This window comes from Pseudomonas oplopanacis, assembly GCF_057128725.1.
This window is the reverse complement of sequence record NZ_JBSKHV010000001.1, coordinates 562698-586008: the sequence shown is the minus strand read 5'-3', so window position 1 is coordinate 586008 and position 23311 is coordinate 562698. Positions and strand designations below refer to the sequence as shown.

Sequence of the window (23311 nt, the reverse complement as noted above, 5' to 3'; positions counted from 1 at the left end):
TTCCATGCAAGCGCTTCCTGAATTCAAACGAGTGGTCACCGGTCACGATCAACAGGGTCAGGCCATCGTCGCCAGCAACGGACCGACGCCGAACGTGTTCCCGCTGCTGGCCGTGCCGGGCACGGTGTTTCATGAACTGTGGACCAGCAGCACCAGCCCGGCGTTGCTCGACAACGCCAGTGATCCGAGCAGCAAACCCCTGCAACTCAGCCCCGGGCCCCAAGGCAGCGTCATTCGGGTGGTGGACATTCCTCCGGACAGCGTTCAGAACCAGGTCAGCGATGAAAACGCCGCAGCGGTATTTGCTGAAATTGGCCAGGTCCACGCGGGCACCGGGCAGGGCAGCACCCGGCATAAATTGATGCACCGCACCGAAACCCTCGACTACGGCATCGTCACCGAGGGTGAAGTGTGGCTGGTGCTGGATGAGGAAGAAGTGCACCTCAAACGTGGTGACGTGGTGGTGCAACGCGGCACCAACCACGCCTGGAGCAACCGCACCGAAGCGATGGCACGCATGGTCTTCATCCTCCTCGACGGGCGCTTCGCTGACGAGTTGAACCGTGAACAAGGAGCCTGTGCATGAAACTCGCCACCCTGAAAAACGGCAGTCGCGATGGCAGGCTCGTGGTGGTTTCGCGGAATCTCGCGTGGGCAGTGGATGCCGGTTCCGTCGCGTCCACTTTGCAACAGGCGATAGAGAACTGGAGTAGCGTGGAGCCGCGTTTGCAGGCACTTGCCGGAAAACTGAACGCTGGCGAAGCGGCGGATGCCTTTGCCTTCGATTCCGCTCAGGCCATGGCGCCATTGCCGCGGGCTTACCAGTGGTGCGACGGCTCGGCATTCCTCAGCCATGGTGCGCTGATGCAGAAAGCGTTCAACCTCGACCCTATCGACGGCGTCGAACACACGCCGCTGATGTACCAGGGGGCCGGCGACGATTTCATGGGGGGGCGCGACGATATCGCGCTGCCAAGCGAAAGCCAGGGCATCGACTTCGAAGGCGAGTTTGTGGTGTTGGTGGATGACGTGCCCATGGGGTGCGCCGCCGAACAGGCGCTGCAACACATCAAGCTGATTCTGCAAATCAACGACGTCAGTTTGCGCGCCCTGGCCCCTCGGGAAATGCACACAGGCTTTGGATTTTTGCAGGCCAAACCTTCATCCAGCTTCGCCCCCGTGGCCATCACGCCGGACGAACTCGGTGATGCCTGGCGTGACGGGCGCGTGCATCTGCCCTTGCAGGTGCATTGGAATGGCCAATGGTTTGGTCATCCGCACGGCGGGCAGATGAATTTCAGTTTTGGCCAGTTGATCGCCCATGCCGCCCTGACTCGCCGGTTGGGCGCCGGCACGCTGATTGGCTCCGGCACGGTTTCCAATGCCGAACGTAGTGTGGGCTCCGCCTGCATCGCCGAGCGTCGAGCGATTGAAATGATCGAACAGGGTGCCGCGCAAACCGGCTTCATGCGCTTTGGTGATCGCGTGCACATGGATGTTCAGGGGAGCGACGGTCAGTCGTTGTTCGGTGCAATCGATCAACGTGTGGTTCAGGCTCAGGGCTGAGGAGCGGCACATGCGAGTATTGATTACCGGTGCCAACGGTTTTGTGGGGCGTGAATTGGTGCGTTGCCTGCTGGCGCGGGGCAGCTTGCGCGGTCGCGTCATCGACTCATTGTTGGTGCTGGATACCGACCTGCAAGGCGTGCCGGAAGACTCGCGGTTGCGCCGTCATTACGGCAGCATTACCGATGTGGCCTTGATGCGCCGGGTGTTGGCCGACGGCATCGATGTGGTGTTCCACCTGGTCAGCATCCCGGGTGGCGCCGCAGAAGAGCAGTATGAACTGGGTTATCAGGTCAACCTGTTGGCCAGCCTCGAGTTGCTTAACCAACTGCGCAATAAAGCGCTGCCACCGGTGCTGGTGTATGCCAGCAGCGTGGCGGTGTACGGCGCCCATTTGCCGGCAAAAATGAACGAGCAGGCGGAGCTGCGTCCGCAATTGTCCTATGGCACGCACAAAGCCATGGTCGAGAGCGCCATTATCGACCTCGGCCGGCGTGCGGAAGTGGACGGCCGCGTACTGCGCCTGCCGGGCATCGTTGCCCGTCCGCGTGAACCGAATGGCTTGCGCTCGGCATTCATGAGCGATTTGTTGCGCGCATTTGCCGAGGGCGATGCCTATCGTTGTCCTGTCTCTGCGCAAGCAACGGCATGGTGGATGTCGGCGCGTTGCTGTGTGAACAACCTGATTCATGCTGCCGAACTCGATAGCAACGAATGTGCGTCGCAACGGGTATGGCAGTTGCCGGTGCTGCATCTGTCCATTGCCCAGGTGGTGGACGCGTTGGCGGCGAGTTATGGGCAGGAACGTCGCAGCCTGATCAGCCATGACCCCGATACCCACCTGGAAGCGTTGTTCGGGCGCATGCCACCCCTGAAAACCCCGCAGGCGCGTGCCGCCGGTTTCAGCCATGACGGCAATGCTGCCACGCTGATTCGCAACGCCCTGAATCCCGCCACCCCACGCCACTTGTCGCTCACTGGAGACACGATTCATGTCGCAGCCAATCAAGCCTAAACGTCGTCTTGTCGATCTCTCGGTCACCCTCGACAACAACCCTTACACGGACCCACCTCCGTTGTTGCCGAAGATTGATTACATGGATCACCAGCAAGGCTGGCCCGAGATGGCGGCGATGTTCCCGGGGTTGCAACTCGATCAGATGCCCGGCAACGAATCCTGGGCGGCCGAGCGGCTGCACATCACCACTCACAGTGGAACGCACATGGATGCGCCGTGGCATTACGCCTCGACCACCAATGGCGGTGAGCCTGCGTTTGGCATCGACGAATTGCCGCTGGAATGGTGCCTGCAACCGGGCGTGAAACTGGATTTCCGGCACATGGCGGACGGGCACGTGGTGACCGCCGATGAGATTGAAGCCGAACTGACGCGAATTGGCCATGCGTTGCAGCCGCTGGACATCGTACTGATCAACACCCGGGCCGGTGCGATATTTGGTCAACCGGGTTACCTCGATGCCGGCGTCGGAATTGGCCGTGAGGCCACCCTGTATCTGCTGGAGCGCGGTGTGCGTGTCGTCGGCACCGATGCCTGGAGTTGGGACGCTCCGTTCAAGTACACCCGCGAGCGTTTTGCCGCTGACGGTGATGCCTCGATTATTTGGGAGGGCCACAAAGCCGGGCGCGATATCGGTTATGGGCAAATGGAAAAGCTCGCCAACCTTGAAGCCCTGCCGGCCAGCGGGTTCGTGGTGTCGTGTTTCCCCTACAAGATCAAGCATGCGTCGGCGGGGTTTGTTCGCGCGGTGGCGATATTCGAAGAATAAGCACCGCACCGGGCTCGTAGCAGAATCCATGGTCTTCGATTGAACAGAATAAGAGAGAAAACATGCCTCTTTTGCGCATGCCCCTGACGTTACTGTTGGGTGCACTGACACTCAGTAGCAGCCTGGCCATGGCGGCCAGTGCTGATGTGAAGCAACCCAATATTTTGCTGATTCTGGCCGACGACCTGGGGTACTCCGACCTGGGTAGTTTTGGTGGAGAAATCAATACCCCCACGCTGGATGAACTCGCCCATCAAGGCTTGCAGCTCACCAGCATGTACGCGGCACCGACCTGTTCGATCACGCGCTCCATGCTGATGTCCGGCACCGACAACCACCTCGCCGGGCTTGGCACCATGGCGGAAGCCTTGCAGCCGTTTCAACGGGGTAAGCCGGGGTATGAGGGTTACCTGAATCAACGTTCCTACTCGATTGCCGAGTTGCTGAAGGAGGGCGGTTACAACACCCTCATGGTCGGTAAATGGCACCTGGGGCTGGAAGCGGATCAGGGGCCGGATCAACGCGGGTTTGAGCAGTCTTTTACCCTGCTGGAGGGCGGGGCTGCCCACTTCAAACCCGCGAGCATCGACCCGACAAAAATCGAGCAGGTGCACTATCGTGAAAACGGCAAAGCGGTAGAGGTGCCGGAAAACTTCTACTCCACCGACTTCTACACCGACAAGTTGATCAGCTACCTGCAAAACAGCCAAAAGGATGGCAAGCCGTTTTTTGCCTACGCCGCTTTCACCTCGCCGCACTGGCCCTTGCAGGCACCCAAGGAATACCTCGATAAGTACAAAGGGCGGTTTGATCAGGGGTATGACAGCGTACGTCTGGCGCGTATCGAACGGATGAAAAGTCTTGGCCTTATGGCGAACGACGCCCAGCCTGCGAACCCGCTCCCGGTGAATCCGAAACTGCCAGGCTGGCAGCAACTGAGCCCGCAACAGCAACGTACTGAAGCGCGGAAGATGGAAATCTACGCGGCCATGGTCGATAACCTCGACCATAACATTGGCCGAGTGGTGGATTACCTGCGCCAGAGCGGCCAGTACGACAACACGTTGATTGTATTTATGTCGGACAACGGCGCGGCAGCAGAGAACCACGCCCAGTTCTATCCGCCAGGCCCGGGCACCGATAACAGTTACGCCAACCTCGGTCAGGCAGGGTCGCAAATCGACTACGGCCTGCGTTGGGCAGAGGTCAGCGCCGCACCGTTTCATTTGTTCAAAGGCACCACGGCCGAAGGCGGCATTAGCGTACCGGCAATCATCCAACTGCCCAAGACACTGCGTCGTCAGGGTGTGGAGCGCGGTATAGCGCGGGTTGATGACCTGGCGCCCACCTTCCTCGATGTGGCGGGTGTCGAGGCGCCAACCGAAGTGAGCAAACACCCGATCACAGGTCAATCACTGCGGCCAATGCTCGCTGGAGAGGGCAGCCCACACCGTCATGACAGCCTGGCCGGCGAACTGTTCGGCAATGCTTATTACCGGGAGGGAAACCTGAAACTGTTGGGCATCCGCCCGCAAACAGGGTTTGGCGGCGACGCGCAGCCGCCGCAATGGCAGTTGTTCGATGTAGCGCAGGACCGCGGCGAAACCACAGACCTGGCCGCCGCCCGACCAGAGACGGTGCAGCGGCTCAAGGACGCATGGTTGAAATATGCGAGGGAGGTCGGTGTGGTGTTTCCAACGAAATAATCAGCCTCCGCTTTAAATAGGCGTTCCGCTGGAATTACAGCAGCTGATAGAGGGTTCAAGTAAACCATCTGGTTTGCTTCTGAAGTGAGAGCCATTCCAAGGAAAAATCGACAAATGCACGGGTGCGCAGAGGGACATGGCGGTGGCCTGGATAGACGATGTCCAGTACGAAACCGGGCATGATCCAGTCCGGGCAGAGTGGCTGTAATGTGTTGGCGTTCAGATCTTCATCCACCAGGTACAAGGGCAGTCGCGCCGCCCCGATGCCCAGCAGCGCCGCGCTGCGTACCGCCGAGTAACCGCCAAATCGGGAGCGTGCCGTGATGCTGACCTCGCACGAGTGTGCGCTGTTGGCGAATGACCATTGGTGAGCGTCGACTAAATGGTTATTCGTTACGCAAGGCACGCTGGCGAGTTCTGAGGGGTGGCCGATCCGACCATGGCGTGCAATGAAGTCCGTACTGGCGACAACAACTTGCTGCAACAGGCCTGCCCGGCGAGCCACCAGGTAACCATCATGCTGTTGAACAGAGCGGAAACCGACGTCGAAACCATCAGCCAGAAGGTCCCTGGGTTGCAGGGTGAAATCCACGTCGAACTCAATTGCCGGGTGAACTTTTTGAAAGGCTTGAACCAGTGCAGGCATGACTCGATCAGCGAATGAGTTGGGCGCAGTGACACGCAAGCGTCCACTGACTTCAACGCGGGTAGCGCCGACGATTCGTTCGGCATTGGTCAGGACTTCGCGTAACTGCTGTGCATATTCCAGATAGTGGTTGCCCGCTTCGGTCAGCGTCAGGCGTCGAGTCGTTCGGAGCATGAGCTGAACGCCGAGCGCTTTCTCCAGTGCCATGACTTGCGCGCTGGCGTGGGCCTTCGAGCACCCCAGGCTATCGGCGGCCAGAGTGAAACTTCCGCAGCTCGCGACCGTTGCGAAAATGAGTGCCTGGTTGGGGCGTAGCAGGATTGTCTTCACGGTGAGACAGTCATTCCATGTAGCTCCATTTATCGTCTGAATTAGCCGGCTTACTCTAACAGTCGCTTTCCCTATGCCCCGTTTGTGTTTTGTCACAAGGGGTTAGGCTGCTGGTAAGTCCATCACTTCTGACATAAATGTTGATTCCTTCGAGGCATCTTTAATGAGTTTTCCAGCTCTCTCCATACTCCCGTGCGCGCTGTGTGCATTTGTGCTGATGCTCAGTGCGCCCGACGTAACGCAGGCCAGGACTGCGTTGAAAGACGCGGAGCCGCTGACCAGGGTTTTGGTGGTGTTTCATACTGATAAAGGCGGCACCCTGAAGATGGCGCAGGCGATTGCCAAAGGCATCGAAAGCGTTCCTCGTGCTCAAGCGGTGTTACGCCGAGTGCCCGGCTCCAGCGAGGTCGCGACATCCATTCCGGTCGTCAAGGTTGAAGAGATCAGCCAGTACGACGGAATTGCACTGGGTTCGCCTGTGCATTTTGCTGGCAGTACACCGCAGATGCGCAGTTTCATCGACTCCACGCTCGATCTTTGGTCGCGTCGGGCGTTGGAAGGCCTGCCGGCAACGGTATTTATGTCCGCTGGCAGCGGTGCAGGGCGGGAGGCGGCAGTTCAGTCGCTGTGGGGGGCTCTGGCCTCCCATGGGATGATTATTGTGACAACGGGCATTATGGGGAATGCCGAAGTCGACAAACGCATCCCTCAAGGCGTCAATCCTTTCGGTGCCGTAGCGCTGACTGGAATGCCAGGCGCATCACGTCCTTCGCCAGGTGAATTGCATGTGGCTGAGCTTCAAGGGCAGGCTTTGGCGCGTGCCGCTCGAGCAATGCAGCAGTTTGGAAATAGATCGCCTGTCGATCAAGCAAGCAGTTCCGGTAATGCCCCGGGGGCTAAAGTCAGCCCGATTGATCAGCGCATTGCCGCGCTGGGGCTGGATCTGAAGCTGCCGGCTCCGGCGGGCAGTTATCTTCCTTTCAAGCGTGTTGGCAATCTGGTGTTTATCAATCAGGTAGCCTTGCGTGATGGCAAGGTCCTGCATCCCGGTACCGTTGGCGCGAGGGTGTCCGAACCGCAGGCTCGTGAGGCAACCCGTTTAGCGATGATCAACGTATTAGCGGCGTTGCAGCAAGCGGCGGAGGGTGATCTCAGTCGGATCAAACAGGTGGTGCAACTGACCGGTTTCTTCCAGACAGACGCCCATTTCACCAGGCATGCGGACCTGATGAACGAAGCTTCCGCGCTGGCAATCGATGTATTCGGCGATGAAGTTGGGCGTCATACCCGTGGAACCGTGGGGGCGATCTCTTTGCCGCTGGATTCGGCGGTAGAGATTCAGGCAGTGTTCGAAATGCATCCCGAAGAATTCGGGTGAACCCGATGAGCTACCGCAAAGCCAAACCCTCAACCCGACACCAACCCACATTGTTCTCAATTCGCAAACACTGAAGTCGCCGAGAATGGAATTGTTGGCGTAGTGGCTGGCTTGTAGCCTCCATTACGCCGAACACCACGATCCGCCAACGGTCGGGTGGAGCTCAAGCCAGGGCTCATCAAGACGTCATACCTTGCTTTCGGCCACATGCCCCTTCGGGGGATTGGCGCCTAATAAAAATAAGGAAGGCAGGTATGAGTATTCGTGCATGGGTTTGCGCAGCAACCCTGTTCGCTCCCGTTCTGGGGGCCGACGTTTTGTTTCCCTCTGTGGTCCTGGCGGCAGACGATCCCATGGGTTCGCTGGTGCGTAATGTCTTCGGCGACAGCCTTGAGCGTGAACACGGGATCAAGGTCTACGGCTGGGCTCAGGCCGGTGTGATCTACAACAATAACGGCACGGATGACGTCAGCAAGCAGAGCTTCTTCAACACCGATGAAGGCGTGAATCTCAACCAGTTCGCCCTCGCCGTGGAGAAGAAACCCAAGAGCAATGTGATCGGCCGCGTGGGTCCGTTTCCGGGTCCGATGCCGCAAGAGGCTGACTGGGGTTTCAACGTCACCACGGTGTACGGCAAAGATGCACGCTACTTCAAGACCTACGGCTGGGACGAAGACCTGAGCGCCAACCGCAGCAACAAGCCGGAAGATCCGGCGCTTACCTTCGCCCAGGCCTACGTCAATTTTTACTTCCCTGTACTCGGCGGTTCGGAGCTGATGGTCGGGATTTTCCACACGCCGCTGGAAAATGAAATCGGCTTCGCTTTGCCGTCACCCGCACCGACTGACTTCTACTCGCACACCTATTCCTTCATGCACGGCCCGGCCAAACATGCCGGGGCGCTGTACTCGTTCAAACTGCCGTCCGCGCCCGGCGAAAGCATGCTCGGCTTCGAACTGGGCGTGGTGCAGGGCTGGAACAACCTGCAGGACCCCAACCACGACCCGGATGTGATTGCCAACGTGCGCTGGCGCTCGGCGGACTTCAGCACCTGGATCGATTGGGAAAACATCTATGGCAACGGCGCTGGCGACAGTTTTGCCGAGTGCAGTTGCGGTTCGCCATTGCCCGCCGGGACCAAGGATGACGACTACAAACGCCTGGCGTCTTACCTGACCCTGTCGCAGGTGCTCGATCCGAACAATCGCGTAGCGTTGGAGTTGAACTACGGCAAGCAGGAGCAGGGCGCTTTCGCCGGGTTTGCCAACAAGAACGATGCCACCTGGTACGGCACGGACATCAACTGGTATCACAAACTCAGTGAAAACCTGATGTGGAACAGCCGCGCCGAGTGGTTCTACACCGACGCGCCGGTCCACGTGATGATGGCCAACATCGACCCGAACACCGGTATCCCGGACCCGACCTGGGGCAGTTTCTACGGCGTGACCACCAACGTGGCCTGGACGCCGACACCCAACGTGCGCCTGCGTCCGGAACTGCGCTACGACATTCATTCCGGTCCCGGTCGCGATGCCTACGCCGATGGGCAAAAAGACTCGCAGGTCGTGGCGTCCTTCGACGTCAGCTTCTTCTTTTAAACCGGCTTCTTCCGTTTACCCCTGATCCTGCGTGATGGCCCGGCCACACGTGGCGACCCCGTTCGTCCAGGCTTTTGGAGTACTGACATGACAGACAACAACGATAACAACCTGTTTGGCCGCAACTTCTCCCGCCGTGATTTCCTGCGCAGCACCGGCCTTGCTGCCGGTGGCGTGGCACTGGCGAGCATGCCGTTCACCTTTGCCATCGGCAGTGAGCGGGTGATCAAGCTCGGCTATGTCAGCCCGCAGACCGGGCCGTTGGCGCCGTTTGCGGCGGCCGACAACTACATCATCGAATCGCTCAAGCAAGTGCTGAAAAACACGATCAATGTCGGCGGCAAGGCCTATCGCCTGGAAGTCATCGTCAAGGACAGCCAATCCAATCCCAACCGCGCGGCGGAAGTGGCGAGCGAGCTGATTCTGTCGGATCAAGTCGACCTGATGCTGGTGTCGTCGACCCCGGAAACCACCAACCCGGTGTCCGACCAGTGCGAAATCAACGAGATTCCGTGCATTTCTACCGTCGCCCCGTGGCAGCCGTGGTTCTTCACCCGCGGCGGCAAGCCGGATCAAGGCTTTGAGTGGACTTACCACTTCTTCTGGGGCCTGGAAGATGTGATCGGCGCCTACAGCTCGATGTGGGGCGCGATGCCGTCGAACAAAGTGGTCGGTGGGCTCTTTCCCAATGATGGCGACGGCAATGCCTGGGGCGACCAGAAGCTCGGTTTCCCACCGGTCCTGGCGCAGAAGGGATTCCAGTTGGTCGACCCCGGTCGCTTTCAAAGCCTGACCGACGATTTCTCCGCGCAGATCGCTGCGTTCAAAAAGGCCGATGTCGAGATCGTCACCGGCGTGGTGATCCCACCGGACCTGAGCACGTTCTGGACCCAGGCTCGCCAACAGGGCTTCAAGCCCAAAGCGGTGTCGGTGGGCAAGGCGCTGCTGTTTCCCACCGCCGTCGAGGCGCTGGGCAAGGCCGGCAATAACCTGTCGACCGAAATCTGGTGGAGCCCGACACACCCGTTCAGCTCTTCATTGACCGGCGCCAGTGCCGGGCAACTGGCCCAGGGTTTCACCCAGGCCACCGGCAAACAATGGACGCAACCGCTGGGCTTCGTGCATGCCTTGTTCGAACTGGCGGTGGACATCCTCAAGCGCACCGAAGAAGTCGGTGATGCACACGCGGTTCGCGATGCCTTGCTCAAGACCAACCTCAACACGGTGGTCGGGCCGATCAACTGGAACGGCGGGCCGGTGAAGAACGTCGCCAAGACCCCGCTGGTCAGCGGTCAGTGGCGCCTGGGCAAGGACAACAAATACGACCTGATCGTGACCAGCAATGCCACCGCGCCAGCGATTCCGTTGGGCGGTGAGATGCAGGCCATTACGTATTGATCGCGCAACAGGACACGGGTGCACCATGCAACAACCACTTCTGCAAATGACTAATGTGCACAAAAGCTACGGCTCGGTGAAGGTCACGGACGCCATCGACCTGACCCTGCAACCGGGTGAAGCACTGGGCATCATCGGCCCCAACGGCGCGGGTAAAAGCACGCTGTTCAACCTGATCGCCGGTGGCGTGGCGGCGGACAAAGGCACGATTCATTTCGAGGGCCGCAATGTCACCCGTGAGCCGGTGTTCAAGCGCTGCCAGCAAGGCATCGGCCGCTCCCACCAGATACCGCACCCGTTCGTGAAAATGACCGTGTTCGAAAACCTGCTGGTGGGCGCGACCTTTGGTGCGCGGCTGCGGGACAAGGAGGCCAGCCAATGGTGTGCGCAGACGCTGGAACTCACCGGCCTGATGCACAAGGCCAACGTGCTGGCCGGTTCGCTGACCTTGCTCGACCGTAAACGCCTGGAAATGGCCCGGGCCTTGTCGACTCGACCGCGCTTGTTGTTGCTCGACGAAATCGCCGGTGGCCTGACGGAGCCGGAGTGCCTGGCACTGGTGGACACCATTCAGGGCATCCACAAGTCCGGTGTCGCGATTATCTGGATCGAACACATCGTGCACGCGTTGCTCGCGGTGGTCAGTCGCCTGACGGTGATCAACTTCGGCGCCAAACTCGCCGAAGGCGAGCCGCGCAGTGTCATGGCTGACCCTCGGGTCCAGGACATCTACATGGGCATCGGGAGCTGATCATGCTGACCATCGAAAAACTCTGCGCCGGCTACGGCGATTTTCAAGCGCTGTTCGACATCAGCCTGACCCTTGAGGCCGGTGAAACCGTGGCGATCATCGGCTCCAACGGCGCGGGCAAATCGACGTTCCTGCGTTCGCTGGCCGGGCTGATCAAGAACCAGCCCGGCGCCATTACGTTCAAGGGCCAGGCCATTGGCGACATGGCCGCCAATCAGGTACTGGAGCGCGGCATCGCGTTGGTGCCAGAGGGCCGCAAGCTGTTTCCGTCACTGAGCGTCGAAGAAAACCTGCTGATCGGCGCCTACAGCAAACGCCCGGGACCGTGGACGCTGAAGCGCATCTATCAGCTGTTCCCGGTGCTGGAAAAACTGCGCAAGCGACCCGGCACGGCACTGTCCGGCGGCCAGCAGCAGATGGTTGCGATTGGCCGTGGCCTGATGGCCAACCCGCACCTGCTGTTGTGCGATGAAATCAGCCTGGGCCTGGCGCCGACGACGATCAAGGACATCTACGCCGCATTGCCCTCGATCAAGGCCGACGGCACCACGGTGATTCTCGTCGAGCAGGACATCAATCAGGCACTGAGTGTGTGCGACCGCTTCTATTGCTTCCAGGAAGGGCGCGTGTCCCTGACCGGGTGCCCTGGGGACGCGGACAAAGCACAAATCAAAGCCGCGTATTTCGGGATCTAGTGATGGAATGGCTCAATACTTTGCTTCAAGGCGTGTTACTCGGTGGCCTGTACGCGATGTTCGCGGTGGGGCTGTCGCTGATGTTCGGCATCATGCGCCTGGTCAACATCGCCCACGGCGACTTCATCGTGCTGGCGTCGTACCTGGCGCTGATGGTGGTCAATCATCTGGGATTCAGTCCGCTGGCCAGTTTGCTGATCGTGGTGCCGCTGATGTTCTGTTTCGGCTACCTGCTGCAACGGCTGTTGCTCAACCGCACGCTCGGCACGGACATCTTGCCGCCGCTGCTGGTGACGTTCGGCCTGTCGATCATCGTGCAAAACGTGCTGCTGGAATTTTTCAGCGCCGATAGCCAGAAGCTGTCCCAGGGCGATCTTGAGGTCGCCAGTGTCGGCATCGGCAGCCTGAGCGTCGGCGTGATGCCGCTGATCGTGTTTGGCGGCGCGTTGCTGATCATCGGCGGCCTGCAACTGCTGTTCTACAAAACATCGCTGGGCCGGGCGTTTCGCGCCACTTCCGATGACCAGCACACCGCACGGCTGATGGGCGTCAACAACGCACACATCTTCGGCCTGGCCATGGCGCTGGCGATGGCGGTGGTGTCGATTGCCGGCGTGTTCCTGGCGATCCGCACCAGTTTCGACCCCACCGTGGGGCCTGCGCGGCTGTTGTACGGTTTCGAAGCGGTGATCATCGGTGGCTTGGGCAGCCTGTGGGGCACGCTGGCGGGCGGGGTGATCCTGGGCGTTGCGCAAACACTGGGCGCCAAAATCGATCCCGGTTGGCAAATCCTCGCCGGGCATCTTGTGTTTCTGCTGATCCTGGTCGTGCGTCCGCGTGGCCTGTTTCCCCGGAGTGTCGACTGATGAATGCCTTGAACAATCCCGCGCCGGTTTACCGCGTACAACGCACCACCACCAGCAGCACCGTTGGCCTGGCCTTGCTCGGGCTCTGTGTGCTGGTGTTGTTCAGCGCGCCATGGTGGGCGGATCGCGCCAGCCTGCGGCTGGTGGTGGAATTCGCCTACTACCTGGCCCTGGCGCAAATGTGGAATTTGCTGGCGGGGTACGCCGGCATGGTGTCGGTGGGGCAGCAGGCGTTTGTCGGTCTCGGCGGGTATCTGTTGTTTATGCTGGCCACCCGGTTTGGCATTCCGCCGTTGTTCGCAGTCCTGCTCTCGGGCGTGCTGGTTGCACTGTTGGCGATTCCCACGGCGCTGATCGTCTTTCGCCTGCGTGGCGCCTATTTCGCCATCGGCACGTGGGTGGTCGCGGAGGTTTTCCGTCTGGGCCTGGCGCAGATGAGCAGCCTGGGCGGCGGATCGGGACAGAGTTTGCCGGCGGCGATCGTACGGCAAATCGGCAATGACCGTGACGGGCGCGAAACGTTGATTTACTTCACTGCCCTGGCGATTGCCATTGCCGCCGTGGCGGTGGTGTTCTTTTTGCTGCGCTCGCGGCAGGGGCTGGCCCTGGCGTCGATTCGTGATTCGGAACCGGCCTCTGGCAGCCTCGGTGTCGATACGTTCCGCACCAAACTGATGGTCTATGTACTGGCCGCCGGGTGGACGGGTGTGGTCGGGGCGTTGATCTTCCTGCAGAAGCTGCGGATTTCCCCGGACGCGGCGTTCAACCTGCAGGACTGGACCGCCGTGGTGATCTTCATTGTGATCATCGGCGGCATCGGCACCCTGGAAGGCCCGTTGATCGGCACGCTGATCTACTTCGTGTTACGCGGCTGCCTGGCGCAGTACGGCGCCGTGTACATGATCATCCTCGGCGTGGTCGCGGTGGTGATGATGCTCAAGGCGCCGCAAGGGGTGTGGGGACTGATCAGCGAGCGCCTGGGCTGGCAGGTTTTCCCGATGCAGCGACGCTTGTCGATTCAGCCCCGGCCATGATCCACAGCATGGATCTGGAGTGCGAGGTGCCGACAGGCTAACCTCGCTGTTCCTATAAGAACAAAAACATCCAGAGAGCCTGCCCCATGGATCGTTTACTCAGTGTCGAAGCCTTTGTGCGGGTGGCCGAAACCGGCAACTTCGCCAAGGCTGCCCAGCAACTGGGCGTGACCCGCTCGGTGATCACCCACCGTATCCAGCAACTGGAACAGTTCATCAACGCGCCGCTGTTCCATCGCAGCACCCGGCATGTGCGGCTCTCCGACGTGGGCGAGACGTACTACAAGGAATGCGCCGACATGGTCGCGGGTTTCAACTCGCTGACCGAGCACATGCGTGAATTGCGGGCCAAACCCACGGGCAAACTTCGGGTGCAGATGCTGCCGGGGTTTGCCATTGGTCACTTCGGCCGGATGTTGGCCGAGTTCACCCGGCTGTACCCGGACATCGAAGTCGATGTGATCGTCAATGACCGCGTGGTGGACCCCATCGAAGAAGGCTTCGACGTGGCGTTCCAGATGTTCCCGCCGATGGCCGAGACGCTGATCGAGCGCAAGCTGTTCAGCGTGCGTCGCTTGTTCTGTATGTCACCCGACTACGCCAGCGAGTTCGGCGTGCCGACCCATCCCCAGGAATTGCTGCAACACAAAATTGCGTTGTACGAGGGTTATCCGTCGCGCAACCGCTGGATTTTCAGCCGCGAAGACGAGCAAGTAGAGCTGAGCTTGCCGGGGCAAGTACGTTCGAACTCGGTGCATTTGTTGCGCGATTACGCGCAAACCGGGGTGTGCATTGTCTGCCTGCCGACGCTGGTGGCCAGCGATGATTTGCTCAGTGGCCGGTTGATTCCGGTACTGCCGGAGTACGCCTTGTCCTCCTTCAATTTCTCGGCGGTGTATCCCGCGACCCAGCGCCGGGCCTTGAAAGTACGCACGTTGATCGACTTTCTGGTGGAGAACTTCGGCGATGAGCCATGCTGGGACAAGCCCTTGCTGGAGCGTGGCTGGGTGCGCTGAGCCAATACCCCAACCTGTGGCAGTGACCCCAATGTTTGCGTTTCGCGAACACTGTTGTCGCCGGTCCTCTAATTGTCCCAAGACCAGCTGCGACGTACTGTTGGCTCACTGTTACTACAACAACAAAACGGTGAAAACCATGAGTAGCGCGGCAATCGAAACAGTCTTTGGCTCGCTGGACAACTACAGCAAAGGCTCGGTTGAAATCATCAGCGGCCAGGCCAGCCACTACGCCTTTTCGAACATTTTCGAAGTGGCGGAAAAATCCCTTCCTTATGAAAAAGTCGTCGTCGGCCTGAACCTCGGCTACGTGATTGAAACCCTGCGCGCCGAAGGCCAGTCGCCTTGGTTCACCGCAGCGCACGACGAGTTCGCCATCGTCATGGACGGCGAAGTACGGGTGGATTTCCTCAAGCTCGATGCGCCGCTCAAGACCGGCGAGGGCACGCAACTGGCCGGTGAGCTGCCGGCGGGCAAGCCAATGGGTTACGTGTTGCTCAAGCGCGGTCATCAATGCCTGTTGCCGGTGGGCACCGCGTATCGCTTCGAGGCCAGCCGCCCCGGTGTGATTCTGCAGCAGACCATCAAAGGCCCGTTGTCGGTCGAGAAGTGGGCAGACATCTGCTTCAAGTGATCTGCCGAACCCGACCGCCCATCCCACAACAACAAGAGGAAACCCGCCATGGCCATGCTTGAAACCGCTGCCGATACCGCCCTGTTTGCCGACGATGACGTCCAGGCCAGCGCGCCCCATGCCGTTACCGGCTACCGCTCATTCAAACTCGGCGCCTTCGAGCTGTCCCGCGACGAGTATTTCGCCCGCATCACCTGGCCCGCCAAAGGCCAGACCCGCTCGCACCTGATTCCGGTCGACGCGTTCCTGCGCGCCATGATGCGCGACGTGGCCTGGGGCTTTTTCTACGGCTGGGTCAACTTCGACCAGGTTATCGGCACCCGCAATTACTACGGCAAAGTCGACCTCTACGCCGGTACGTTCAACGGCACGCTGAAGGCGGCAGGCGTCAACTACACCGAAAACTTCGAAACGCCGCTGATCATGGCCACCTTCAAGGCCATCCTGCGCGACTGGACCAACGTCACGTTCGACCCGTTCGCTGCACCGGAAGAAACCGGCAGCGCGTTCGGCCGCAAGAACGGCGACAACATCGAAGCCATCGAACGCTTCCGCATCGCCACTAAACGCATGCCGGGCCTGCCGGACGATTCGCCGCTGCGCAACGATCTGCCGGTCAATCGCCAGTTCATCGACGTGCCGCAGGACGAGCCGGAAATTCACGCCGCCGAAGGTTTCGAAGGCGAACTGCATGCCTTCAACCTGCACAAGTACCTGTCGCGTTCCGACGTGACCTGGAACCCGTCGGTGACTTCGGTGTGCAAGGCCAGCCTGTTCTGCCCGACCACCGAAGAATTCATCCTGCCGGTGTTCCATGGCAATGATCGGGTCGAGTGGTTCCTGCAAATGTCCGACGAAATCATCTGGGACGTCGGCGACAAGGACGACGGCAATCCCCGCGCCCGGATCACCATGCGTGCGGGAGACATCTGCGCCATGCCCGCCGACATTCGCCATCAGGGCTACTCGACCAAACGCTCGATGCTGCTGGTCTGGGAAAACGCCACGCCGAACCTGCCGCAACGCTACGAAAGTGGCGAGCTCAAGCCGTACCCGATCGAGTTCTAAGACCCCGTGTCTTGCCCGGCATCACGTCGGGCCATGCTTCCAGCCCTTCAGTCAGACACTGCGCGACAGTCGCGGTGCGAGGAAACCATTATGCAAAATCAGCTCTATATCGATGGCCGCTTCGTCGATGCGGTCGCCGGCGGCACCATCGACGTGGTCTCGCCCCACGACGGTTCGTTGATCACCCGCATTGCCGCTGCCGAAGCCGCTGATATCGACCTCGCTGTCGCCGCGGCCAAACGCGCGTTCCCGGCCTGGTCGGCGCTGGGCGCGGCCGAACGTGGACGCCTGTTGCTCAAGCTCGCGGACAAGATCGAAGCGTGCAGCGAAGAGCTGGCGCAGCTCGAATCCCTGAACACCGGGCACCCGATTCGCGATTCCCGTGGCCTCGACGTGCCACGTACCGCCGCGTGCTTTCGCTACTTTGGCGGCATGGCCGACAAGATCGAAGGCGCGGTGATTCCGGTCGAAGCCGGGTTCCTCAATTACGTGCAGCGCAAGCCGATCGGTGTGGTCGGGCAGATCGTGCCGTGGAACTTTCCGCTGATGTTCACCAGTTGGAAAATGGGCCCGGCACTCGCGGCGGGCAACACCATCGTGATCAAGCCTTCGGAAATCACCCCGTTGTCGACATTGCGCATCGTCGAGTTGATGACCGAAGTCGGTTTCCCCAAAGGCGTGGTCAACGTGGTGCCGGGGTACGGCCACACCGCCGGGCAAGCGCTGGCCGAACACCTCGACGTGGGCAAGATTGCCTTCACCGGTTCTACCGCCACCGGGCGGCGGATCGTTGAGGCATCGAAGAGCAACCTCAAGCGCATCCAGCTGGAATTGGGCGGGAAGGGGGCCAACATCGTTTTCGAAGACGCCAACCTCGACGCAGCGGTCAACGGCGCGGCCTGGGCGATCTTTCACAACCAGGGCCAGGCGTGCATCGCCGGTTCGCGTTTGATTCTGCACAAGGACATCGCTGACCAGTTTCTGGAACGCTTCATCGCCTTGGCCAAATCCATTCGCCTTGGCGACCCGATGGACCCGGAAACCGAAATGGGCCCGCTGACCTCGGCGCTGCACCGCGACCGCGTGATGGCCTATATCGATATTGCCATCGAGCAGGGCGGCAAGATTCTCGCCGGTGGCAAGGCGCCGGACGACAAGGCCCTGGCCAAGGGTTTTTATGTCGAACCGACGATCGTCGAGGCCAAGCCGGGTGATCGGGTGTGTCAGGAAGAAGTGTTCGGCCCGTTTGTCACCGTGGTGCGTTTCAGCACCGACGAAGAAGCCCTCGCCATCGCCAACAGCAGCGAGTACGGACTGGGCAGCGGCCTGTGGACGCAGAACCTGAGCCGCGCACACAAAATGGCTGACGCCATTCATGCCGGCATGTGCTGGATCAACTGCTACAAGCGCGTCAGCCCTGGCAGCCCGTTTGGCGGCGTCGGTCAGTCCGGTTACGGCCGTGAGATGGGGTTTGAAGCGATCCACGACTACACCGAAGCCCGTTCGGTGTGGGTCAACGTCGACGCGAAAATCCCGCCACACTTCAAACGCTGAGGCTTGTCATGAACCCTTTTATCTACCAAAGCCTGCCGACCCGCGTGGTGTTCGGCTGGGGCAAACTCTCGGCGCTGGCTGAAGAAATCGAACGGCTGGGTGCGCGGCGAGCACTGATCCTCACCACCCCTGAACAGCAAGGTCTGGGCGAACGTGTCGCTGCGTTGCTCGGTGACCGCGCGGCGGGCGTTTATGCCAAAGCGGTGATGCACGTTCCATTGGAAGTGGCGCAGGCGGCGCGGGTGGAAGCGGCGCGTCTGGATGCCGATTGCTGCGTGGCCATCGGCGGGGGTTCGACCATCGGCCTGGGCAAGGCGATCGCCATGGATTCCGGCCTGCCTATCGTCGCGGTGCCGACCACTTACGCCGGTTCGGAGATGACGCCGATCTACGGGCTGACCGAGAATCGCCTGAAGAAAACCGGGCGTGATCCGAGGGTTTTGCCGAAGACGGTGATCTACGATCCGCAATTGACCCTGACCCTGCCGGCGCACATTTCGGCCTGTTCGGGCATGAACGCCATGGCCCACGCGGTTGAGGCGTTGTATGCCGAGGACGCCAATCCGATTATCGGTTTCATGGCCGAAGAATCCATTCGCTCGCTGGCGCAGGCGTTGCCCGGCGTGGTCAAGGATCCCAATGACGCCGAGGCCCGCAGCCAGGCGTTGTACGGCGCGTGGCTGGCGGGCATTTGCCTGGGCTCGGTCGGCATGGCCTTGCACCACAAGCTTTGCCACACCTTGGGTGGGACCTTCAATCTGCCCCATGCCCAGGCCCACGCCATCGTTCTGCCGCACGCCGCGCATTACAACCGCGAAGCGGCGGCGGGGCCGTTGCAACGTGCCGCTCGCGCACTGGGCGGCAGCGATGCCAGCGAAGTCGGCGCCTTGCTGTATGCGCTGAACCAGAAGCTGGGCATTCCACTGGCATTGGCGGACATCGGCTTGCCCGCGAACGGCCCGCATGAAGCAGCGCACATCGCCTGTGCCAGCCCTTATTACAATCCACGGCCGTTTGAACAAGCCCCGATCGAAGCGCTGTTGACCCGCGCCATGCAAGGGCTGGCACCCGCCTGACAGCCCAGCCATTTCAATTTTCATCGGAATAACAACAATGACCGATCAAGAGAAAATCACGGAATCGCTGATTTCCGCGCAAGCCGTGAGCAGTTTCAACGACGCGCCGAACCCGCGTTACAAACAGATCATGCAAAGCCTGACGCGGCATCTGCACGCCTTTGTCAGCGAGGTCGAATTGACCGAGCAGGAATGGTTCGAAGGCATCCGTTTCCTGACCGAGACCGGGCACAAATGCGACGGTCTGGTGCGCCAGGAATTCATTCTGCTGTCGGACACCCTCGGTGTGTCGATGCTGGTGGATGCGATCAACCACAGGCACAGCGCCACGGCGACCGAGACCACGGTATTCGGGCCGTTCTACATCGACGGCATGCCTGATCGAGCGTTCGGCGAAAACATGGCCTTCACCCAGGGCGAGACGGCGCTGGTGCGTGGCCGCGTGGTCGATGTTCACGGCAATGCCCTGGCCGGTGCGGTGCTCGATGTCTGGCAGACTGCCGAGAACGGCATGTATTCCGGCCAGGACACCGAGCAGCCGTTCGGTAATTTGCGCGGTCGCTACCGTACCGACTCGGATGGCTGTTTTGCGATTCGCACGATTGTCCCGGTGGCCTACCCGATACCGACCGATGGTCCGGTGGGGCGCATGCTCGACGCGGCCAACCGTCATGCGTGGCGGCCCGCGCACCTGCATTTCATGATTGAGGTGCAAGGCTATCGCAAACTGGTCACGCACCTGTTCAATCACGATGACCCGTATCTGGCGTCCGATGCGGTGTTCGGCGTCAAACAGTCATTGCAGGTGATCTACGAAGACCGGATCAGCCACGACGATGTGTCGGCCATACTGGGTATGGACGTGCCGTTCAAGCGCGCGTGCTACGAATTTGTGATGGAAGCCGAGTGAAGCATGGGCCAGTTTTTTGCAGTGTTCGCCACAGACCACCCGGATTCGTTGGCCTTGCGTCAGCGTTTGCGACCCAGCCATCAAGCGCATTTACGTGCGACCGAGCGCCATCGCGTGGTCGTGCGGTTCGGCGGCCCGACCCTCGATGAGGCCGGTGCGGCGATGAACGGCACGTTGCTGGTGATCGAGGCGCACAGTTTGCCGGAAGTGGAGGCGTTCGTTCAGGACGATCCGTACGTACAGGCCGGGTTGTTTGCGAGTATCCAGATCCGTCCGTGGTACTGGAGCCTCGGCAATCCGGAATTGCGTGGCTGAACATGACCACGATCACGTTGTGCCAATTGGACGACATCGCCGACGGCGGCGCCCTCGGCCTGCCGCAGCACCAGCAACTGCATCCCGCCGGGCTGGTGGCGGTGCGCCAAGGCGGGCAAGTGTGGGTCTACATCAACCGCTGTCCGCATTTTTCGGTGCCACTGGATTATCGTCCGCAGGAGTTTTGCACCTATCGCGGCAAGGTCTTGATGTGCGCGCACCACAGCGCAATGTTTCTTTTTGAAAACGGGCACTGTATCGACGGGCCCTGCAAGGGCGCGCAGTTGGAGCCGGTGCCTGTGCGATGGGTCGACAGCCGATTGGTCATGGACCTCAACTGAGCGCTGCCGGTTTCCCTTCGTGCTCTTGCGTTACTCCCTCAGGCATCGCCAATGCCGTCGCGAAATTTAACGCCGACATGTACATCAACCCTCTGCCAGGCTCGGTCAGCCTGGCGTTTACACAGATGAAGTCGAACACCTCTTCTGCCTGAGCTACCTCTACCACCACGTTGACCACCCGGGTGAGCACCGCCTCTGGCACTTCGTTGCGGGGGGCTTTGGTGGCCTGCAGGATGGCCACGCCACGGCAACTGACGCTGTCCGCGCGGGTAATGCCATGTGTCTCTCGCAATAGCTGCAACAACCTGCGCTCGGTGCCATCGTCGGGCAACACGCAGGTAATGAGTTTGGCAGCCCCACCCGGTACTCCCGTGACCGCCAGGCTCACGAGGCATTCTCCTGCTTCAGCATCTCGCGGGGGATGTAGGTCGCCACTTTTTCCACGGGGGTCGCATAGATCATTCCAGCACCGGGAACATGCAGATTGGCCGCGTGATAGATCGCCTCGAGTACCGCATCCTGATAGTCGGCAGCGACCAGCAGGCTCACCACTTCCTTCTCCGCATCGATGGCGATGCTCAGCAGACCGAGTCGCTCACGGGGACCAATTCCGTTGGCGTGGTAGACAATGGCACCTGGCGCGCCCATGCCCTGGGCCGCGCGGATCACCAGATCGGCGCGCCCGACGGGGACAATGCAGGTGATCAGTGCAACGTCAGTGAGGTAGGTAATGCCTTCTGCTTTCATCCTGCTTCTCCCGTGTCCAATAATTGCTTCGCAGGTTGTTCCGCGGCGGCCTTTGTCTGTCTCCACAACTGGAAACGCGCCCAGTGTCCGAGGAGCATGACGCTGATGACCGGGCCGACGGAGGCCATGCAAAGAATGCCGAAACCTTCGACGGCGTTGGTCGCATTGCCCAGTCCCAGGCCCATGGCCAGAACCAGCGGAACGGTGATTGGCCCGGTGGTGACGCCCGCGCTATCCCAGGCCACATTGACGAATTCTTCGGTCGAAAAAATCGTCAGTACCACCGCGAACAGGTAGGGCGGCACCACCAGCCAGACCAGAGGCAGGCCGAACACCAACTTGGCCACACCCACGGCAATGCCGCAGGCGACACCTATCGATACCGCACGGATAAGGCCGCGCTTGCGGATAAACCCGTTGGTCAGCGTCTCGGCGGTGACGCCGAGCGCATTCAGCGCGGGCTCGGCGACGGTTGCCCCGTAGCCGAGTACCCAGGCGAACACCAGGGCCAGGACCAACCCCACCTCATACCGGTAGAGTGGGGAGTCATCCGCACCCGGCGTCTGCATGAAGGCTGCCGGAATCAGCGAACCGGCACTGCCTCCCAGCTTGGACAGACCATAGGTCAGGCCGAGATTGAACAGGCACATGCCCACCACGGTCAGGGCGATGCCGAGGAAGATCTCGCCGCGCCGTGGCAGGCTTTGGCGCAGCAGCAGTCTCAGTACGATCAGCAGGAATATCACCAGCGGCACGATGGCCCGCAGCCCGGAAACAATCTCCAGTCCGGGGCTGACCGTGTGCCAGTCAGCCGCCTGTTGTCCGGCGCTGGCCGCGACCTGCGCCGCGGCAATGATGTCTGCCGGCGAGGAGATGGCCGCCACGTACAGGCCCAGCAGCATGACGCCGATGACGGGAAACAGTGAGGCGAGGGTGACAATGCCGAACCCGGACAGCCCGGAACCGCCCTTGCCGGCAGCCGCCGCGATGCCGATGCCCAACGCCAGTACCAGCGGGACAGTGACCGGCCCGGTGGTGACCGCGCCGGCATCCCAGGCCAGGCCGATAATCTTTGCCAGCTCGGGATCACTGCTCATGTACACGGTCAGCAGCAGAACGGGCGCCAGTGATAAATAGATCAGCGGCTTCAGGCTCCAGCCGTAGAGGAAGCGCAGCGTGCCGATGACAGCGGCCAGGCCGACGCTGGCCCCCACCACCAGCACCAGTGCGCTGGTCCACTGATTGAGGATCGCCCAGAGGTAGGGCGCGCGCTCTGCAGAAACGTTTTGCCCGGCGGCGCGCAGTGCGCCAATGGCGGGTTCGGCGAACGTCACTCCGATGCCCAGCAGCAGGGTCACCAGCAACACTACGGGCAGGGATAACTTGCGGGGAAGGTTGCTGCCGATGATTTCACCGAATGGCATCAGGCCAAGTTTCAGGCCTTCCATGAACAGCATCAGTCCGACGATGACGGCGAACAGGCCTGCCGTGACCAGCATCGAGTCCTCAACCAATTGGCGCAGGATGATGATCTGAAACAGCACCAGGTACAGGGCCAGCGGCACCACGGCGCGAAGCTGCTCCATAAACCGGACATTGAGATAGGGCTTGAGGATGGCGGCGATCTCGCCGCCACGTAATTTCACCGCTTTGTGAGGGGCGGCCTGCCAGTGGCCATCGGCATCGCGGACCGGTGCGCGGACCAGCTCACGCATGGGAATTTCGCGGCGACCCGCTCCGATCCTGTGCAAGTATTCGGCGTAGCGAATGGTGTCTTTCATAGAGTCATCTGTTGAGGTTGATCTACGGGTGTTCGACCATCAGGCGGTCTCGTCTTTGTTGCGGCGTTCCCTGACCTCCGTTGAGTCATCAGCGTAGCAGGGGAGATGAGG

Annotated in this window: 24 protein-coding genes; 20 read left to right on the top strand and 4 right to left on the bottom strand. The window is 60.7% G+C overall.

Annotation, left to right across the window (positions count from 1 at the left end):
• The first annotated feature begins 4 nt into the window (after positions 1-4).
• From ACWKV5_RS02765 to ACWKV5_RS02745, 5 genes are all read left to right on the top strand, one after another.
• Entirely contained in the window at positions 5-586 is a 582-nt protein-coding gene (locus ACWKV5_RS02765) for a cupin domain-containing protein (RefSeq protein WP_483840076.1), read from the top strand.
• Complete coding sequence (locus ACWKV5_RS02760; protein ID WP_483840075.1) at positions 583-1566, top strand: fumarylacetoacetate hydrolase family protein; 984 nt, start codon at positions 583-585, stop codon at positions 1564-1566. Before ACWKV5_RS02765 ends, ACWKV5_RS02760 begins: the two co-directional genes overlap by 4 nt.
• 10 nt (positions 1567-1576) lie before the next feature.
• Positions 1577-2581 carry an NAD-dependent epimerase/dehydratase family protein gene (locus ACWKV5_RS02755; RefSeq protein WP_483840074.1) on the top strand — a complete coding sequence of 335 codons (1005 nt, stop codon included), beginning with the start codon at positions 1577-1579 and terminating at the stop codon, positions 2579-2581.
• A complete protein-coding gene (locus ACWKV5_RS02750) occupies positions 2559-3353 on the top strand; it encodes a cyclase family protein (protein ID WP_483840073.1) in 795 nt (264 codons plus the stop codon). Before ACWKV5_RS02755 ends, ACWKV5_RS02750 begins: the two co-directional genes overlap by 23 nt.
• A 62-nt stretch (positions 3354-3415) precedes the next feature.
• Complete coding sequence (locus tag ACWKV5_RS02745; protein WP_483840072.1) at positions 3416-5059, top strand: arylsulfatase; 1644 nt, start codon at positions 3416-3418, stop codon at positions 5057-5059.
• Between the two features lie 55 nt (positions 5060-5114).
• Here ACWKV5_RS02745 and ACWKV5_RS02740 read toward each other — a convergent pair whose 3' ends face one another.
• Positions 5115-6035 (bottom strand): LysR family transcriptional regulator, encoded by a 921-nt coding sequence (locus tag ACWKV5_RS02740; protein WP_483840071.1) that lies wholly within the window; start codon positions 6033-6035, stop codon positions 5115-5117.
• A 163-nt stretch (positions 6036-6198) separates the two neighbouring features.
• Here ACWKV5_RS02740 and ACWKV5_RS02735 point away from each other — a divergent pair, with 163 nt between their 5' ends.
• The 15 genes from ACWKV5_RS02735 to ACWKV5_RS02665 all read left to right on the top strand — a co-directional run bounded on the left by ACWKV5_RS02735 (position 6199) and on the right by ACWKV5_RS02665 (position 20672).
• Positions 6199-7413: an Atu1372/SO_1960 family protein gene (locus ACWKV5_RS02735; RefSeq protein WP_483840070.1), complete on the top strand. Its 1215-nt coding sequence runs from the start codon at positions 6199-6201 to the stop codon at positions 7411-7413.
• 254 nt (positions 7414-7667) lie between these two features.
• Positions 7668-9014 (top strand): outer membrane beta-barrel protein, encoded by a 1347-nt coding sequence (locus ACWKV5_RS02730; protein WP_483840069.1) that lies wholly within the window; start codon positions 7668-7670, stop codon positions 9012-9014.
• Positions 9015-9101: 87 nt separating this feature from the next.
• Positions 9102-10412, top strand: a complete 1311-nt coding sequence (locus tag ACWKV5_RS02725; protein WP_483840068.1) for an ABC transporter substrate-binding protein — start codon at positions 9102-9104, stop codon at positions 10410-10412.
• A 25-nt stretch (positions 10413-10437) separates the two neighbouring features.
• Positions 10438-11163 (top strand): ABC transporter ATP-binding protein, encoded by a 726-nt coding sequence (locus ACWKV5_RS02720; protein WP_483840067.1) that lies wholly within the window; start codon positions 10438-10440, stop codon positions 11161-11163.
• A 2-nt stretch (positions 11164-11165) separates the two neighbouring features.
• Complete coding sequence (locus ACWKV5_RS02715; RefSeq protein ID WP_483840066.1) at positions 11166-11858, top strand: ABC transporter ATP-binding protein; 693 nt, start codon at positions 11166-11168, stop codon at positions 11856-11858.
• Positions 11859-11860: 2 nt separating this feature from the next.
• A complete protein-coding gene (locus tag ACWKV5_RS02710) occupies positions 11861-12724 on the top strand; it encodes a branched-chain amino acid ABC transporter permease (protein ID WP_483840065.1) in 864 nt (287 codons plus the stop codon).
• Entirely contained in the window at positions 12724-13758 is a 1035-nt protein-coding gene (locus ACWKV5_RS02705; protein ID WP_483840064.1) for a branched-chain amino acid ABC transporter permease, read from the top strand. Before ACWKV5_RS02710 ends, ACWKV5_RS02705 begins: the two co-directional genes overlap by 1 nt.
• Positions 13759-13844: 86 nt before the next feature.
• Positions 13845-14774 carry a LysR family transcriptional regulator gene (locus ACWKV5_RS02700; RefSeq protein WP_483840063.1) on the top strand — a complete coding sequence of 310 codons (930 nt, stop codon included), beginning with the start codon at positions 13845-13847 and terminating at the stop codon, positions 14772-14774.
• A 139-nt stretch (positions 14775-14913) separates the two neighbouring features.
• Complete coding sequence (locus ACWKV5_RS02695) at positions 14914-15408, top strand: cupin domain-containing protein (RefSeq protein WP_483840062.1); 495 nt, start codon at positions 14914-14916, stop codon at positions 15406-15408.
• A gap of 48 nt (positions 15409-15456) precedes the next feature.
• Positions 15457-16476 carry a hydroxyquinol 1,2-dioxygenase gene (locus ACWKV5_RS02690; RefSeq protein ID WP_483840061.1) on the top strand — a complete coding sequence of 340 codons (1020 nt, stop codon included), beginning with the start codon at positions 15457-15459 and terminating at the stop codon, positions 16474-16476.
• A 90-nt stretch (positions 16477-16566) separates the two neighbouring features.
• On the top strand, positions 16567-18030 hold the full coding sequence (locus tag ACWKV5_RS02685; protein ID WP_483840060.1) for an aldehyde dehydrogenase family protein: 1464 nt from the start codon (positions 16567-16569) through the stop codon (positions 18028-18030).
• An 8-nt stretch (positions 18031-18038) separates the two neighbouring features.
• A complete protein-coding gene (locus ACWKV5_RS02680) occupies positions 18039-19106 on the top strand; it encodes a maleylacetate reductase (protein ID WP_483840059.1) in 1068 nt (355 codons plus the stop codon).
• 37 nt (positions 19107-19143) lie between these two features.
• A complete protein-coding gene (locus tag ACWKV5_RS02675) occupies positions 19144-20016 on the top strand; it encodes a dioxygenase family protein (RefSeq protein WP_483840058.1) in 873 nt (290 codons plus the stop codon).
• Between the two features lie 3 nt (positions 20017-20019).
• Positions 20020-20331, top strand: coding sequence for a YciI family protein (locus ACWKV5_RS02670; RefSeq protein WP_483840057.1), 312 nt, complete (start codon positions 20020-20022; stop codon positions 20329-20331).
• Between the two features lie 2 nt (positions 20332-20333).
• The gene (locus tag ACWKV5_RS02665) at positions 20334-20672 is read left to right on the top strand and encodes a Rieske (2Fe-2S) protein (protein ID WP_483840056.1); all 339 of its coding nucleotides are present in this window, start codon (positions 20334-20336) and stop codon (positions 20670-20672) included.
• Here the strand turns inward: ACWKV5_RS02665 and ACWKV5_RS02660 are convergent.
• The 3 genes from ACWKV5_RS02660 to ACWKV5_RS02650 are packed head-to-tail and all read right to left on the bottom strand — an operon-like array spanning position 20665 to position 23200.
• On the bottom strand, positions 20665-21060 hold the full coding sequence (locus tag ACWKV5_RS02660; RefSeq protein ID WP_483840055.1) for a hypothetical protein: 396 nt from the start codon (positions 21058-21060) through the stop codon (positions 20665-20667). The genes ACWKV5_RS02665 and ACWKV5_RS02660 overlap by 8 nt on opposite strands.
• The gene (locus tag ACWKV5_RS02655; RefSeq protein ID WP_483840054.1) at positions 21057-21419 is read right to left on the bottom strand and encodes a P-II family nitrogen regulator; all 363 of its coding nucleotides are present in this window, start codon (positions 21417-21419) and stop codon (positions 21057-21059) included. Before ACWKV5_RS02655 ends, ACWKV5_RS02660 begins: the two co-directional genes overlap by 4 nt.
• A complete protein-coding gene (locus tag ACWKV5_RS02650; protein WP_483840053.1) occupies positions 21416-23200 on the bottom strand; it encodes a DUF1538 domain-containing protein in 1785 nt (594 codons plus the stop codon). The genes ACWKV5_RS02655 and ACWKV5_RS02650 overlap by 4 nt, the downstream gene beginning before the upstream one ends.
• Between the last annotated feature and the right edge of the window lie 111 nt (positions 23201-23311).

Bases quoted from the DNA above. Each gene is read 5' to 3' on its own strand.
- ACWKV5_RS02765 (WP_483840076.1), top strand. From the start codon at position 5: ATGCAAGCGCTTCCTGAATTCAAACGAGTGGTCACCGGTCACGATCAA.
- ACWKV5_RS02760 (WP_483840075.1), top strand. From the start codon at position 583: ATGAAACTCGCCACCCTGAAAAACGGCAGTCGCGATGGCAGGCTCGTG.
- ACWKV5_RS02755 (WP_483840074.1), top strand. From the start codon at position 1,577: ATGCGAGTATTGATTACCGGTGCCAACGGTTTTGTGGGGCGTGAATTG.
- ACWKV5_RS02750 (WP_483840073.1), top strand. From the start codon at position 2,559: ATGTCGCAGCCAATCAAGCCTAAACGTCGTCTTGTCGATCTCTCGGTC.
- ACWKV5_RS02745 (WP_483840072.1), top strand. From the start codon at position 3,416: ATGCCTCTTTTGCGCATGCCCCTGACGTTACTGTTGGGTGCACTGACA.
- ACWKV5_RS02735 (WP_483840070.1), top strand. From the start codon at position 6,199: ATGAGTTTTCCAGCTCTCTCCATACTCCCGTGCGCGCTGTGTGCATTT.
- ACWKV5_RS02730 (WP_483840069.1), top strand. From the start codon at position 7,668: ATGAGTATTCGTGCATGGGTTTGCGCAGCAACCCTGTTCGCTCCCGTT.
- ACWKV5_RS02725 (WP_483840068.1), top strand. From the start codon at position 9,102: ATGACAGACAACAACGATAACAACCTGTTTGGCCGCAACTTCTCCCGC.
- ACWKV5_RS02720 (WP_483840067.1), top strand. From the start codon at position 10,438: ATGCAACAACCACTTCTGCAAATGACTAATGTGCACAAAAGCTACGGC.
- ACWKV5_RS02715 (WP_483840066.1), top strand. From the start codon at position 11,166: ATGCTGACCATCGAAAAACTCTGCGCCGGCTACGGCGATTTTCAAGCG.
- ACWKV5_RS02710 (WP_483840065.1), top strand. From the start codon at position 11,861: ATGGAATGGCTCAATACTTTGCTTCAAGGCGTGTTACTCGGTGGCCTG.
- ACWKV5_RS02705 (WP_483840064.1), top strand. From the start codon at position 12,724: ATGAATGCCTTGAACAATCCCGCGCCGGTTTACCGCGTACAACGCACC.
- ACWKV5_RS02700 (WP_483840063.1), top strand. From the start codon at position 13,845: ATGGATCGTTTACTCAGTGTCGAAGCCTTTGTGCGGGTGGCCGAAACC.
- ACWKV5_RS02695 (WP_483840062.1), top strand. From the start codon at position 14,914: ATGAGTAGCGCGGCAATCGAAACAGTCTTTGGCTCGCTGGACAACTAC.
- ACWKV5_RS02690 (WP_483840061.1), top strand. From the start codon at position 15,457: ATGGCCATGCTTGAAACCGCTGCCGATACCGCCCTGTTTGCCGACGAT.
- ACWKV5_RS02685 (WP_483840060.1), top strand. From the start codon at position 16,567: ATGCAAAATCAGCTCTATATCGATGGCCGCTTCGTCGATGCGGTCGCC.
- ACWKV5_RS02680 (WP_483840059.1), top strand. From the start codon at position 18,039: ATGAACCCTTTTATCTACCAAAGCCTGCCGACCCGCGTGGTGTTCGGC.
- ACWKV5_RS02675 (WP_483840058.1), top strand. From the start codon at position 19,144: ATGACCGATCAAGAGAAAATCACGGAATCGCTGATTTCCGCGCAAGCC.
- ACWKV5_RS02670 (WP_483840057.1), top strand. From the start codon at position 20,020: ATGGGCCAGTTTTTTGCAGTGTTCGCCACAGACCACCCGGATTCGTTG.
- ACWKV5_RS02665 (WP_483840056.1), top strand. From the start codon at position 20,334: ATGACCACGATCACGTTGTGCCAATTGGACGACATCGCCGACGGCGGC.
- ACWKV5_RS02655 (WP_483840054.1), bottom strand. From the start codon at position 21,419: ATGAAAGCAGAAGGCATTACCTACCTCACTGACGTTGCACTGATCACC.
- ACWKV5_RS02650 (WP_483840053.1), bottom strand. From the start codon at position 23,200: ATGAAAGACACCATTCGCTACGCCGAATACTTGCACAGGATCGGAGCG.